Here is a 14,453-nt window from a genome sequence, read left to right on the forward strand (position 1 = left end):
GATTTTTCTATTTCTTGAACTTTTCATGGGGTAATTTTGCGATCCCGTTTTGCGGGTACGCCTCCTTGGCGTGCCCGTTCTCTCAGGGGCGGACCAACCGGTGTGAGAAGCACCGCGGCCGGTCTTGCGCTCGTGATGACACTGTCGACGCTCTACGGAGCGGAGGCAGCCCTCGCCGCCCCCGCGAAGCCCGCTGCGAAGGCGGACAAGCAGCGGCCGTACGCGACTTCGGCGGCGGACATCGCCTCGGCGCGGGTCGCCGCGCGGCTCTCGGGCAAGCGGGTCGAGGCGCTCTCGGAGCGCACCGAGACCTCGACGACGTGGGTGAACGAGGACGGTTCGCTCACCACCGAGATATCCGCCGGACCGATCCGCTTCAAGGACGGCCTCAGCGAGGACTGGCAGGACGTCGACGTCCGCCTGGCCCGGCGCTCCGACGGCGCGGTGGCGCCCAAGGCGCACCCGCGTGGCCTCAAGCTCGCGGGCGGCTCCGGCGCCTCGCGCGCGAAGTCGCTGAAGACTGCTCAGAAGGCCGCCGCCACCGACCTGGTGACCCTCGGCGAGGGCGACCAGGCGATCACCCTCCAGTGGCGCGGCGCGCTGCCGGCCCCGAAGCTCGACGGCACCCGTGCCACCTACGTGGACGCGGTTCCGGGTGCGGATGTGGTCGTGGAGGCGACGCGTACCGGTTTCGAGCAGTTCGTCGAGGTGAAGGCGAAGCCCGCAGCCGGGTTCTCGTACACGCTGCCGTTGCGGACCAAGGGGCTGAAGGTCGTCCGGCAGAAGGACGGCAGCCTGCTCTTCACGGACAAGAAGACCAAGAAGTCCGCGGTGATGCCGGCTCCGGTGATGTGGGACTCGACCGTGGACAGGGCCTCGGGTGAGCACACCCGGCGGGCGAAGGTCGGCATGGAGGTCGTCAAGGCCAAGGGTGGTGTCGATCTCGTCATCACCCCGGATGCGGGGTTCCTGGCGGATCCGGCGACGAAGTATCCGGTGACGGTGGACCCGTCCACCTCCACTCTCGGGAATCTGTTCGACACGTATGTGCAGCAGGGTGAGACGGTCGACTGGTCGAACGACACCGAGCTGGACTTGGGCAACCCGGGGACGAAGAACGCCGACGGTACGTTCCGTACCGCGCGTTCCTTCATCACCTGGAACACCGCTCCGGTCGCCGACGCGCTGATCTCGAACGCCACCCTGTCGCTGTGGAACTTCCACTCGGGGAACACGGACTGCTCGGCGCAGCCGTGGGAGTTGTGGACGGCGAACAACGCCTCCACCTCTTCGCGCTGGACGAATCAGCCGGCGATGGTCACGAAGATGGCGACCTCGACGGAGACCAAGGGCAATGCGTCCTGCACCGCTGACGGCTGGGTCAACGCGAATGCGACGAGCCTGGTGCAGCACTGGGCGAACAACAAGTGGGCGTACTCGGGGATGGGCCTGCGGGCCACCGACGAGAACAACACCAAGCAGTGGAAGCGGGTCAACTCCGCGAACGCGGCCTCGAACCCGCCGAAGCTGACGGTCACCTACAACTACCGGCCCAAGACCGGTACGAAGCAGGAGGCCGGGGCCCCGTTCTTCTCCTACGGCGGCTCCTACGTGGTCAACACGACCACGCCCACCCTGCGCGACACGTTCGTGGACGCCAACGGCGACAAGGTCAACGGCACCTTCCAGATCTACGACTCGGTCACCGACACGCAGGTCGGGAACGTGATCGTCTCGCCGTGGGTGAACTCCGGGCAGCCGGCCTCGGTGACCGTCCCGGCCGGGGTGCTGACGAACGGCAAGACGTACAAGTTCCGCACCTCTCCGTATGACGGGACGCACTACAACCTGGGCTGGTCGGCCTGGAAGACGTTCACCGTCGACACCAGCGCCCCTTCCGCCCCCACCGGCCTGACCTCCACCGACTACCCGTCGAACGCGTGGGTCAAGGGCGAGGGCCAGGCCGGCGTCTTCAACGTCACGCCCAACGGCACCGACCACAACTGGCTGGAGTGGTCCCTCGACGGGGTCACCTGGACCAAGGTCGCCACCGGTGGTGCGGCCGGGGCCAAGGCCCTCACGGTCACCCCGCCCAAGGACGGCACGCACACCCTGCAGGTGCGTTCCGTGGACAAGGCCGACAACCGCTCCGAGGCGGCCGAATACACCTTCCATGCGGGTCCGGGTGGTTTCGTGCAGCCCGCGGAGGGCGAGCGCACCGCCCGTCGGCTGCCGCTTGTGGCGGAGGCCGACGGGGCCAAGTACGACAAGGTGTCCTTCTCCTGGCGGCGCTCGGAGGCCGATGCGTGGACGGTGATCCCGGCCGGTGACGTCACCTCCGGCGGCACCCCGCTGACCGCCTGGCCCGCCCCGCTGGTGAACGGCAAGAACGCCGCGCTCGTCTGGAACGCGACCGACACGGTCAACCCGGACGGCACCGTGCAGATCAAGGCCGACTTCACCGGCCCCAACACCGCCACCGGCGCCACCGACCCGCTGACCGTCGTCGTGGACCGCAACGCCCTTGGCGGGGCGAGCCGGCAGGTCGGCCCCGGCAGCGTCAACCTGCTGACGGGCGACTACGGCCTGTCCGCGTCCGACGCGTCCGCCTTCGGCCTCTCCGCCACCCGTGCGGCCTCCTCCCGGCAGCCCGGCGCGGGTGCCTCGGAGGGCCAGGCGGCGATCTACGGCAAGGAGTGGGTCTCCGGCACCACCGCCGAGCTGACCGACGCCAACTTCTCGCACGTCCGCAAGGTGTCCGACACCGCGGTGGACGTGGTGCTCACGGACGGCACCGCCGTCCACTACGCCGCCAACGCCGCGAAGACCGGCTGGATCGCCGAGGCCGGCTCCGAGGAGCTCGTCCTCACCGGCTCCGTCACCGGCAGCTTCACGCTGACGGACAACGGCGGCAACGTCACCGAGTTCACCAAGCCGGACGCCGCCGCCACCACCTGGCAGGTGTCCAGCACCCTCGCGGCCGGCATCGGCAACTCCACCACCAGCGTGGTGTCCGAGACCGTGACGGTGAACGGCAAGAAGCTCGCCCGCCCCAAGCGGGTCGTCGCCCCCACCACGGCCGTCGCCTCCGCCACCTGCGCGGCCGACCCGTCCGTCAAGGGCTGCCGGGTGATGGAGTACGTCTACGCCTCCGCCACCACCGCCACCGGCACCGCGACCTCCGCCGAGTTCGGCGACTTCGCCGGACAGGCCAAGGAGATCCGCCTCTGGGCGACCGACCCGGGTGCGGCCGCGGCCACGGCCGTGTCCGTCGCCACGTACCGGTACGACCTGAGCGGCCGGCTGCGGCAGACCTGGGACCCGCGGCTGGGACAGACCGCGCAGACCCAGTACGCGTACGACAGCGCCGGCCGGGTCACCCGCCAGGAGGTCCCGGGCCAGCTGCCGTGGACGTTCACGTACGGCAAGGCCGGGAACAGCTCGGCAGCCGGTGACGGCATGCTGCTGAAGGCCTCGCGCTCCGGTCTCAAGCAGGGCACCCTCGACGTGGAGGAGGGCACCAACAGCACCTCCGTCGTCTACGACGTCCCGCTGACCGGCACCAAGGCCCCGTACGCCATGGGTGCGAACGACGTGAAGGCGTGGGGTCAGACCGACGCCCCGACCGACGCCACCGCCGTCTTCCCCGGCGACTCCGTCCCCGCGTCCCACTCCGGCGACAACCTGACCTCCGCCGACTACACCCGCGCGGACGTCCTCTACCTCGGGGCCTCGGCCCGCGAGGTCAACTCCGCCACCCCCGGCGGGCACATCACGACCAGCGAGAGCGACCGGTTCGGCAACCCCGTCCGCGAGCTGCCGGCCGGCAACCGCGAGATCGCACTCGGCATCACCGCCGCGGACCGCGCCGTGCAGGCCGACCTCGGCATCGCCCAGCTCGGCAGCGCCGACCGGGCCGAGCTGCTGTCGAACCGTACCGTCTACAGCGAGGACGGCAGCCGCGAGCTGGAGCAGTTCGGCCCGCTGCGGCGGATCGAGCTGACCGCCGACCTGAAGTCCGGTGCCACCGTGCTGGTGGCCTCCGGCAGCGCGGTGACGGCCCGCCCCTGGACCGTCACCGAGTACGACGGCGGCCGTCCCACCGACGGCACCGCCAAGGTCAAGGACCAGGTCACCAAGGTCACCACCGGCGCGCAGGTGCGCGAGCACCCGACCGTCCTCGGTGAGCCCCAGGAGACGCAGACGGTGTTCGACTGGGCCAAGGGCATCCCCCTGAAGACCGTCGTGGACCCCTCCGGCCTCGCCCTCGCGACCTCCGTGGAGACCGATTCCTCGGGCCGCGTCGTCAAGCAGGTGCTGCCCGGAGCCAACGGCATCGACGCGGCGACCCGCCTGACCACCTACTGGTCCGCCACGGGCACCGGCGCCTGCCAGGGCCGCCCCGAATGGGCCGGCATGGTCTGCACCACCGGTCCGGCCGGCGCCATCACCGGCGGGGGCTCCCAGCCCTCCCAGATGCCCGTCAAGACCACCGAGTACGACCGCTGGGGCAACCCGGCCAAGGTCACCGAGACCGCCAACGGCAGCACCCGCACCACCACGATCGGCCACGACGCGGCCGGCCGGGTCAGCGACGTGAAGACCACCGGCGGGGTCGGCCAGGCGGTGCCGGACACGACGACCGAGTACGACCCGGCCACGGGCGCGGTCGTCAAGACCAGCTCGCCCACGGCGGGCACCATCACCCGCGAGTACGACAAGCTCGGCCGCCCGGTCACCTACACGGACGCCGACGGCGGCCGTACGACCACCGAGTACGACCTGCTCGGCCGCCCGGTGAAGACCAGCGACTCGGTGCCGTCCACCGTGACGTACACCTACGACCACGCCGTCGAGCCCCGCGGCTTCGCGGTGCGCACCACCGACTCGGTGGCGGGCGTCTTCGAGGCGGGCTACGACTCCGACGGCCAGGTCGTCAGCGAGAAGCTGCCCGGCGGCTACACCGTGCGGCAGACCTCCGACACGGCCGGCTCGGTGACCGGCCGCGTGTACACGCGCGACAGCGACGGCGCGGTGGTCTACACCGACGGCGTCACCCGGTCCGTGCACGGCCAGGCGGCCTCGCACACCGGCTGGTCCGCCCAGTCGTACCGGTACGACAAGGCCGGGCGCCTGGCCACGGTCGAGGACACCGCGGACACCGTCTGCACGCGCCGCAGCTACGCCTTCGACGCGCGCTCCAACCGGACCTCCCTGACCACGGCGACCGGCACACCGGGTGCCGACTGCCCGGCCACCGGAGGCACCACGACCAGCTCGACGTACGACAGCGCCGACCGCCTCGTCGACGCCGGCTACGTCTACGACGCCTTCGGCCGCACCACGTCCCTGCCGGGACACGGGACCATCGGCTACTACGTCAACGACCTGGTCCAGCAGCAGACCGCGGGCGGCGAGCGCCAGACCTGGGCCCTCGACCCGGCGATGCGCTTCCGCTCGTGGAAGAAGGAGAGCGGCTCCGGCTCGACCTGGACCCAGACCGCGTCGAAGGTCAACCACTACGACACGGACGAGGACAGCCCGCGCTGGATCACCGAGGACACCGCCACCGGTGCGCTGACCCGCAACGTCCAGTCCGCGAGCGGCGGTCTGAGCGCCACGACGAGCAAGACCGGTGACACCGTCCTGCAGCTGACCACCGTCCACGGCGACGTGGCGCTGCAGCTCCCGCTGGACGTCGGCAAGCCGCCGGTGGCCCTCGACAGCGACGAGTTCGGCAACCCGCGCGTCGGCCAGGCGCCCACCCGCTACGGCTGGCTGGGCGAAAAGCAGCGCTCCGCGGAGACGCTGTCCGGCCTCACGCTGATGGGCGTGCGGCTGTACAACGCGGTGACCGGCCGCTTCCTGTCCCCGGACCCGGTGTACGGCGGCAACGCGAACCCGTACGTCTACCCCGGTGACCCGGTCAACTCGTTCGACCTGGACGGCCGGGCCTCGGCGCGCAGCTGCAACTGGTGGTGCGAGGGCATCTTCCAGGCGCTGGACCTCGCGATGGGCAGCGTGGTCTGCCGGATGAGCGGTCTGTGGGCCGTGGCCTGCGAAGGCCTGGTCGGCGGTGCGCTGGCCCTGGCCAAGTACGCCTACCAGTGCGCCGGCCGCTGCTGGAGCTACAGCACGGCCGGGTGGAAGTTCGCCTGGGGCTTCGCGTCGAGTGCGGGCATCGCAGGCGGCTGGGCCTACGCCCGCCGCAGGTGGGGCCCCCAGATGCGGGCGCTGGTGTACCGCCTGCGCCGGCCGATCCTGCGGTATCTCGGGCGGACGGCCTGGGACTACGTGCTGTGGGGTCTGAACGCAGCCGGACTCTGACCTTCCGATTCCCTGACTAGGGTGGGGGTGTTCTCGTCCACCGGACGGGGGCGCCCCCACCCCTGCCGTTTCCGCCCCGCCTCGTCCGAGGAGAACACACATGCCCGCCGTCCGGCTCTACATCCTCACCCGAGCCCTCGGATACGCCGCAGGCACCGGGCTCGTCCTGTCGGCACTCCTGATCCTCGCCACCAAGGCGACCGGCGGCGAGCCGCAGCGGCCGTTCCCGGACGCGCTGTTCGCCGCCGGCGCGGCCGCCGGCATCCTCACCGCCGTCCTGCTGCTGATCTTCCTGGTCTCCGGTCTGCTGCACGTGCGCGCCCTGCGCGCGGCGGGCATACCGGTGGACCGTGCCACGGTCGTCCCCGGCCACACGGCCGAGCTCCGCCCCGGCGTGGACCCGCAGACGGCCTTCCGCGCCGCCCGCCGCGCACTGAAGGCGGTGCCCGGCACCCAGATCCGGCAGGAGGACCGCACCGCGCTGCGGCTGCGCGCCGTCCGCCGGGACCCGGCCAACCGCAGCTTCGCCCAGGTCCTCACCGTGGAGGTGGCCGCGGAAGGTCCGGGCGCCTTGGTCCGCGTCGCCTCCCATGCGGCTTTCCGCCTGGCCGTCTTCGACATGGGCCGCGCCCGCACCACCCTCGGCGCGTTCGCGGAGGAGCTCGACCGGTGCGCAGCCGAGATCCAGGGTGACGGGCTCCGGGGGCCCGTCAGCTGATGCCGGCGCGGGCCGTCGCGATCAGCAGGGCGAGGAGTGCGGCGGCCGGGCGGGCGTGGCGCCGGCCGTTCAGGGCCGCCCGGGCGGCCGCCCCGCCCATGAGCGGCATGAGCAGCGCCTCGGCCGCGTCCCGGTCCAGGTCCACGTGCCGGTCGGTGAGCAGGACCCCGGCGGCGAAGCCGCACAGGGTGGCGAGCAGCACGGGCAGCTCGAACGAGATCTCCTCCGCCTGCCGGATCCGCCGTGCGTCCCGCGACCGGGTCGCAAGGAAGTACCGTACGGCGGCCGCCCCCACGGCCAGCGTGCCGGCGGCCGTGCCGAGGAAGGCGGCGATGTCCCAGGGGCCGGGCGGGGGAGTGGGGTGCATGCTGCCTCTGCCGACTTCTCGCGGAGCCACGGGCGGGGCGGCCGCGGCCCGGGCCCCGCACCGGAACCCTTGATTCCGGCGCCTGATGGTCACACGCCGCCCGCGGGGCCCGTGCACCGGGGTGCCCCCGGGTGCCCGGCGCCGGTTTCGGTTGCGAGCCGCAGGGCGCCCGGCGCCGGCTTCGGCGCGCGCCTTCAGCGGCGGCCGAAGCGGCGGGCGGCGGGGCGGCCCAGGACCAGGCCGAGCAGGACCATGGCCGCGCCGAGCCCCAGGTGCAGCCAGTTGTCGGCGGTGTTGACGGGGACGAAGTTCGCCTCGGTACCGCGGTCCACCACCAGCCCGTAGATCCACAGCGCCAGGTACACCAGTCCGCCACCGATCAGGTACGTGGTGGGCGCCGGGCGGGCGAGCGCGAGGCCGGCGAGGCCGAACAGCAGGTGGACGATGTTGTGCAGGACGGACACCTGGAAGACGCCGAACAGCATGGCCCCCGACTCGTGGCCGGCGAAGGTCATGCCGTCGTATCCGGTGGTGACCCCGGGGACGAACCCCAGGACGCCCGCGATCAGGAAGGCGAGCCCGACGAGCAGGGCTGCCTGCTGCACGGGTGCCGCCGGGAAGAAGTCGGGGCGTCGTGTTCTGGCCATGGCGGACCTCCTCCCCGCGCGTCTGCCCGCCGGCGCGGGCGCCAACCCTGCCCGCCGGCACCCTCGGCGACCGGCCGCCCCGCCCCGCGCTCGGCCGCCCTGCGCTCGGCCGTCCCGCGCTCGGCCGTCCCGCGCTCGGCCGTCCCGCGTTCGCCCGCCCCGCGTTCGGCCGTCGCGCGCTCGCCCGCCGTACTCTCAGCCCGCGGCGGGCCGGCCCCGGCGGGTCGCGTCGCGGGCGGCGAGGGCCGCGCGGAGGGTCAGGACGTCCGCGCCGCGGGTGGCGTCCAGGCCCGTGAACTCCGTCGCCTTGCGGAGGCGGTAGTCCACCGTGTTCGGGTGCACCTGGAGGCGGGCGGCGGTGCGCCGGCGGTCCAGGCTGCACGTGAGGAAGGCCCGCAGGGTGTCGATCAGCTCCGGGCGGGAGTCCAGCGGGCACAGCAGCGCGGCGAGCCCGTCCCGCGCCGGACCCGGACGGCTGAGCTGGTACTCCAGCAGCACGTCGTCGAGCAGGTACAGGCCGGGCCCGCGGCCGGAGGCCTCCGCCGCCTCGCGGACCTCGGCGGCCAGCCGGGCGGCCGCCGCCACGCCCTCCGGTGCCGCGGCCGCCGCCGCGGCCCACAGCTCGGCCCCGCACATCCGGCCCAGCTGCCCGACCAGGTGCGCGAGCCGCTCCCGGTCCGCCCGGCCGAACTCGGCTGCGGGCGTCTCGTACGGGATCAGGACCAGCCCGCCGTCGCCGGACAGCACGGACAGCGGGACCCCCGTCGAGCGGCGCTCCAGTTCGTTGCGCAGCCGCCGCAGCTTGCGGCGGGCGGCCACCTCGTGGTTCAGGCCCGGCACCAGCTCGTCGGGGTGCGGGCCCACGGTGATGCTCAGCACCAGGTAGCAGGGCGGCAGTCGGATGCCGGCGCGGTCGGCGGCGGCCTGCGGGCTGCCGCCCTCCAGCAGCCGGGACAGCAGGGCCTGCAGCGCCACCTGCTCGTCGCTGAGGGCCAGCTGCCGCTCCTGCACGTACCCGGCCGCGACCTCGCAGCTCACCAGCCGCAGGTACGCGAGCAGTTGGCGCTGGACCAGCAGCACGTCGGCGAGGTCCTCCGGCCCGGCGGCCGAGAAGACCTGGGCGGCGCACTCCTCCGCCCCGAGGTGGTAGGCGCTGACCACCGCCTCCAGCGGCACCCCTTCGTCCGCGCGCCGGGCCGAGGACTCGCGGATCGCCGCCTGCTCGTCCTGGCCCGGAAGCTCCCCGCTGCGCAGCACCTCGGCGAAACTCCGTATACCGCGGGTCACCTGCTTGGCGATGTCCCCGCCGAGGTGCTCCGAGGGCAGGGTCCCGTAGACGGGCAGCCGTTCGACGAGCCGGCCCATCACCGCGCGCTCCAGCGCCCCGGCGGCGGCCTGGAGCCGCGTGTGCACCGGCACGCCGCCGAACTGCGGTGCCGGGCCGCGCTCCACGGCGTTGGATGCCGTCACAATGCACCTCGCAAATTTCTGTGGCCCGGCCCGCAGACGCGGACGCGTGCCGCGTACATGATGTTTCCGGGACGTCACCTACTGGTTGGTAACACGCACACCCAGTGGATTACCAGACGTGGCACACCCCGGCCACGCCGTTCACCGGACTTCCCCGTACGACCTGTTGGACATCCCCGTACCGCCCTGATCCGGGGGCCGCCGCCCCGGCCCGGCGCGCCGACGCACGGAACCTGCCCGTGCGGCGCGCCGGTCCCCACCACGAATCGAGGAAGACATGTCCAAGGCAGCCGTCCGCCTGCTCTGCCTCGCCGTCGCCACGGCGGCGGCCATGACCGCCGCCCCGGTCGCCACGGCCACCGCCGCCGAGTCCGCCGCCCCCACGGCGGCCGTTGCAGCCGCCACCGCCGCGGCGAACGACCCCTTCTACACGTACAGCGGCAGCGCACCCCTGTCCGGCTTCGAGCCCGGCACGGTGCTGAAGACGCGCACGCTCCAGTACCACCTCGTCGGCATCCCCACCCCCCTGAAGGCCGTCCAGCTGCTGTACCGCACCACCGACGCCCAGGGCCGCCCCGCCGCCAACGTGACCACGGTCGTGCGCAGCCTGACCGGGGACGGCAGCAAGGCCGTGTCGTACCAGTCGTTCTACGACTCCCTCAGCCCGGCGGACGGACCGTCCCGGGCGATCGCCGGCGGGGTCACCCTCGGCGGCCTCATCCCCAATGCCGAGGCCCTGCTCCTCGTGCCGCTGCTCGCCCGGGGATACGACCTCGTCATCCCCGACACCGAAGGCCAGCAGGCCAACTTCGCCGCGGGCCCCGAGTACGGGACCAACACCCTCGACTCGATCCGCGCCGCGACCCGCTCCGAGGACACCCGCCTGGACTCCGCCACCAGGTTCGGCCTGATCGGCTACTCCGGCGGCGCCATCGCCACCAACTGGGCGGCGGCCCTCGCCCCCGGCTACGCCCCCGACGTCAACCGCAGCCTCGTCGGCTACGCCGAGGGCGGCCTGCTCGTGGACCCGGCCCACAACCTCAAGTACGTGGACGGGTCGCTGGCCTGGTCCGGGGTCATTCCCATGGCCGTCATCGGGGTCTCCCGCTCCTACGGCATCGACCTCAAGTCCTACCTGAACAGCTACGGGCAGAAGGTGTACGACGAGCTGGAGGACGGCTCCATCATCAACGCCCTCGGCCACTACCCGGGCCTCACCTGGAAGAAGATGGCCAAGCCGGAGTACGCCGACCCCAACTCCATCCCCGCCTTCCTGGAGGCGGTCAACAAGATCAACCTCGGCTCGGCGCCCACTCCGGCCATCCCCGGGTTCATCGGCCAGGGCGACGCGGGCGTCCTGGAGGGCACCTTCAGCAACCGGCCCGGCATCGGCACCGGCGACGGGGTCATGGTCGCCGGAGACGTGCGGGCACTCGCCCGCCAGTACTGCGCCACCGGCTACTCCGCCGTGAAGTACAGCCAGTACGAACTGCTCAGCCACACGGGCGCCATGGTGGCCTGGGCCCCCACCGCCCTCGGCTGGCTCGGCGACCGCTTCGCCGGCCGCCCGGCCCCCTCCGACTGCGGCCGCATCCCGTCCGGCAACTCCCTGGCCCCGGAGCAGCCGGCCCCGCGGTCCTGACCGGCCGGGCCCGGCCCGTACGCCCGCCGAGCAGCCGCACGAGAACGGCCGCAGCCTTCGGTGCCACGGCGGACGGCGGACGGTGCATGGCGGACGGCGACGGCCAGGGCCGAGGCTGCGGAGGTCGCAGGGCGTTCCCGCTCGCCCTCGCCCTCGCCCTCGCGCTCGCCCGCGCCTCCCCCGCCCTTCGGGCCCCCCTTCGCGCGAAGGGGGGCCCGCCGGCTCACACCGCCGTCCGGCGCCGTCCGCCCCGCGGGATGACCAGCGGCGTCCCGGCGACCGGGCAGGTGATCACCTCCGCGGCCAGGCCGAAGACCTCGCCGACGAGCTCCGGGGTGACCACCTCCGTCGGGGCCCCTGCGGCCACGACCAGGCCTTCGCGCATGGCCACGAGGTGGTCGGCGTACCGGCAGGCCAGGTTCAGCTCGTGCAGGACCATCACCACGGTGCGGCCGTCCGAGCGGTTGAGCTCCGCGACCAGCTCCAGGACGTCCACCTGGTGGGCCAGGTCCAGGTAGGTGGTCGGCTCGTCCAGCAGCAGCACGGAGGTGTCCTGCGCCAGGGCCATGGCGATCCACACGCGCTGGCGCTGGCCGCCGGACAGCTCGTCGAGGGACCGGTCGGCCAGCCCGGCCGCACCGGTCGCCTGCAGCGCGGCGTCCACCGCGGCCTCGTCCGCGGAGGACCACTGGCGCCACCACCGCTGGTGGGGGGTGCGTCCCCGGGACACCAGGTCCCGCACGGAGATGCCCTCCGGGGCGCTGGGGGTCTGCGGCAGCAGGGCCAGGCGGAGGGCGAAGTCCCGCGAGGAGAGCGAGGCGATGTCCTCGCCGTCCAGCAGCACGGTCCCGGCCGCCGGCTTCAGCAGCCGGGCCAGCGCGCGCAGGGCGGTGGACTTGCCGCAGGCGTTGGGGCCGACCAGGGCGGTGACCCGGCCCGCCGGGACGGACAGGTCGAGGCCCTCGGCCACGATCCGGTCGCCGTAGCCCAGGCGCAGTCCGGCCGCGTGCAGCGCGGCGGCTCGGGTGTCCCCGGAGGCGGAGGCGGGGGCGGTCAGCGGGGCGGTCATTTCAGCCTCCCTTTCCGGCCCGGTTCGCCCGGGCGAGGAGCAGCAGCAGGTACGGGGCGCCCACGGCGCCGGTGAGCACGCCGACGGGCAGCTCGGTCGGGGCCAGCACCAGGCGCGCGGCCAGGTCGGCCAGGACCAGCAGGACGGCGCCGGTCAGGGCGCTCACCACCAGCGGGATCCCGGCGGTGCCGGCGAGCCGGCGGGCGATCTGCGGGGCGCCGAGCGCGATGAAGGCGATCGGCCCCGCGGCGGAGGTGGCCACGGCGGTGAGGCAGGTGGCGAGGACGAGCAGCGCGATCCGGGCGTGCCGCAGCGGGATCCCGAGGCTGCGCGCGGTGTCGTCGTCGTACTGGAGCAGCTGGTACGGGCGGGCCAGCGCGAGGGTGAGCGGGAGCAGCACGGCGAGGGCGGTCCCGGACCACAGGACGTGTGCGTAGCCGCGGCCGTTGAGGCTGCCGGTGAGCCACACCATCGCGCGGGATGCCTGGTCGATGTCGGCGCGGGCCAGGAGCCAGCGGGTGAGCGCGATGAGCGCGCCGTTGGCGGCGAGGCCGACGAGGACGAAGCGGTAGCCGGTGATGGTGCCGTCGCGGTAGGCGAGGAGGTAGATCACGGCGGAGGTGAGGAGGGCGCCGGCGAGGGCCCCGAAGGGGACGGCGCCGAAGGTGCCGGCTCCGGCGGCGGTGACCCCGCCGGCCAGGATCGCGGTGACGGCGCCGGCTCCGGCCCCGGCGGCGATGCCGATGAGGTCGGGGCTGGCCAGGGAGTTGCGGGTGACGGCCTGGTACACCGCGCCGGCCAGCCCGAACGCGGCGCCGACGAGGAGCGCGGTGAGGGCGCGCGGCAGCCTCAGCTCGTGGATGATCAGGTCGGCGGCTCCGTCACCGAGTCCGAGGACGGCCCCGAGGACCTCGCCGACGGGGATGGCGTACGCGCCGAGGGACACCGAGGCGACGAGCCCGGCGAATCCCGCGAGGACCAGCACGAGGACCGCACCGGCCACGCGGGGGCGCAGGCGCACGCCGACCGGTCCTGCTTCCCACTGCATGCGGGCGCCGGGGCTCATCGGGTGTGCTCCTTCAGTTTGCCGCGCTTGACGAGGAAGGCGAGGAAGGGGGCGCCGAGCAGGGCGGTGACCACTCCGGCCTCCAGTTCGCCGGGGCGGGCGACCATCCGTCCCACCACGTCCGCGGTGAGCATCAGCGCGGCTCCGCCGAGGGCCGAACAGGGCACCAGCCAGCGGGCGTCGGGGCCGGTGAAGGCGCGCACGACGTGGGGGACGACGAGCCCGACGAAGGTGACCGGCCCGGCGGCGGCCACGGCGGTGCCGGCGAGCAGGATGACGGCGACCGCGCCGAGGGCGCGGGTGGTGCGCACCTTGGTGCCCAGGCTGGTGGCGAGGTCGTCGCCGAGGGAGAGGGCGTTGAGGCGGCCGCTGAGGCCGGTGGCGAGGAGCAGCCCGGCCGCGGCGAACGGCAGCAGGTCCCGGGCGAGTCCGGAGTCCCGTCCGGCGAGGGAGCCGACCGCCCAGAAGCGGTACTGGTCGAGGGTGCGCACGTCGAGCAGGACGAGGGTGTTGGTGCCCGCGTCGAGCAGCACGGTGACGGCGGCTCCGGCGAGTGCGAGCTTGGCGGGGGTGGCGCCGCCGTATCCGGTCCCGCCGACGGCGTACGCGAGGAGGCCGGCGAGCGCGGCGCCGGCGAAGGCGAACCAGATGTACTGGTAGGGGCTGGTGAGCCCGAACGCGCCGATGCCGAGGGCCACGGCGAAGGAGCCGCCCGCGCTGATGCCGATGAGGCCGGGGTCGCCGAGCGGGTTGCGGGTGATGTCCTGGGCCACTGCCCCGGCGGCGCCGAGGGCGAGGCCGACGATCAGGCCGATCGCCGTGCGGGGCATGCGCAGTTCGCGGATGACCACGGCGTCGCCCTCGGTGCCGCCGGTCACCGCGGTCAGCACGTCGGACAGGGGCACGGACTTGGTGCCGATGGCGAACGAGGCGCAGACGGCGGCGAACACGGCGGCGAGGAGGCACAGGGCGACCGCCGTTCTGGTGGCGGCGCGGCGGGGGGCGGGACGTATCGGCGGTGCGGGGCGGCGGGTCGCGTCGGCCGCCCCGGCGACGGCGGGCTTGAGGGTCACGCCTCACAAGGTAAGGCATGCCTAACCGAACCGGGCCCCCCATCGGGTGGATTGGCGGCTGCTCAGCGGCTATT

9 protein-coding genes are annotated in these 14,453 nt (G+C 73.5%); 3 read left to right on the top strand and 6 right to left on the bottom strand.

Annotated elements, in window-relative coordinates:
• Positions 1-135 precede the first annotated feature (135 nt).
• Together ACZ407_RS16045 and ACZ407_RS16050 are read left to right on the top strand one after the other, a co-directional pair.
• Entirely contained in the window at positions 136-6,327 is a 6,192-nt protein-coding gene (locus ACZ407_RS16045; RefSeq protein WP_468128688.1) for a DNRLRE domain-containing protein, read from the top strand.
• A gap of 100 nt (positions 6,328-6,427) precedes the next feature.
• Positions 6,428-7,045, top strand: coding sequence for a hypothetical protein (locus tag ACZ407_RS16050; protein ID WP_468128689.1), 618 nt, complete (start codon positions 6,428-6,430; stop codon positions 7,043-7,045).
• On the opposite strand, the gene ACZ407_RS16055 is transcribed toward ACZ407_RS16050, so the two are convergent.
• The 3 genes from ACZ407_RS16055 to ACZ407_RS16065 form a co-directional block, all read right to left on the bottom strand.
• A complete protein-coding gene (locus tag ACZ407_RS16055) occupies positions 7,038-7,412 on the bottom strand; it encodes a hypothetical protein (protein WP_468128690.1) in 375 nt (124 codons plus the stop codon). The genes ACZ407_RS16050 and ACZ407_RS16055 overlap by 8 nt on opposite strands.
• A 194-nt stretch (positions 7,413-7,606) precedes the next feature.
• Positions 7,607-8,059 carry a DUF4383 domain-containing protein gene (locus ACZ407_RS16060; protein WP_468128691.1) on the bottom strand — a complete coding sequence of 151 codons (453 nt, stop codon included), beginning with the start codon at positions 8,057-8,059 and terminating at the stop codon, positions 7,607-7,609.
• Between the two features lie 195 nt (positions 8,060-8,254).
• Complete coding sequence (locus ACZ407_RS16065; protein WP_468128692.1) at positions 8,255-9,529, bottom strand: PucR family transcriptional regulator; 1,275 nt, start codon at positions 9,527-9,529, stop codon at positions 8,255-8,257.
• A 277-nt stretch (positions 9,530-9,806) separates the two neighbouring features.
• Between ACZ407_RS16065 and ACZ407_RS16070 the strand changes: the two genes are divergently transcribed.
• Positions 9,807-11,171 carry a lipase family protein gene (locus ACZ407_RS16070; protein ID WP_468128693.1) on the top strand — a complete coding sequence of 455 codons (1,365 nt, stop codon included), beginning with the start codon at positions 9,807-9,809 and terminating at the stop codon, positions 11,169-11,171.
• A 223-nt stretch (positions 11,172-11,394) separates the two neighbouring features.
• On the opposite strand, the gene ACZ407_RS16075 is transcribed toward ACZ407_RS16070, so the two are convergent.
• Genes ACZ407_RS16075 through ACZ407_RS16085 form a run of 3 tightly spaced genes read right to left on the bottom strand, consistent with a single transcriptional unit; the run spans position 11,395 to position 14,379 of the window.
• The gene (locus ACZ407_RS16075; RefSeq protein ID WP_468128694.1) at positions 11,395-12,240 is read right to left on the bottom strand and encodes an ABC transporter ATP-binding protein; all 846 of its coding nucleotides are present in this window, start codon (positions 12,238-12,240) and stop codon (positions 11,395-11,397) included.
• A 1-nt stretch (position 12,241) separates the two neighbouring features.
• Entirely contained in the window at positions 12,242-13,306 is a 1,065-nt protein-coding gene (locus ACZ407_RS16080) for a FecCD family ABC transporter permease (protein WP_468128695.1), read from the bottom strand.
• Positions 13,303-14,379 carry a FecCD family ABC transporter permease gene (locus ACZ407_RS16085; RefSeq protein ID WP_468128696.1) on the bottom strand — a complete coding sequence of 359 codons (1,077 nt, stop codon included), beginning with the start codon at positions 14,377-14,379 and terminating at the stop codon, positions 13,303-13,305. The genes ACZ407_RS16080 and ACZ407_RS16085 overlap by 4 nt, the downstream gene beginning before the upstream one ends.
• Positions 14,380-14,453 lie beyond the last annotated feature (74 nt).

Source organism: Streptomyces sp. NPDC030809 (genome assembly GCF_055572195.1).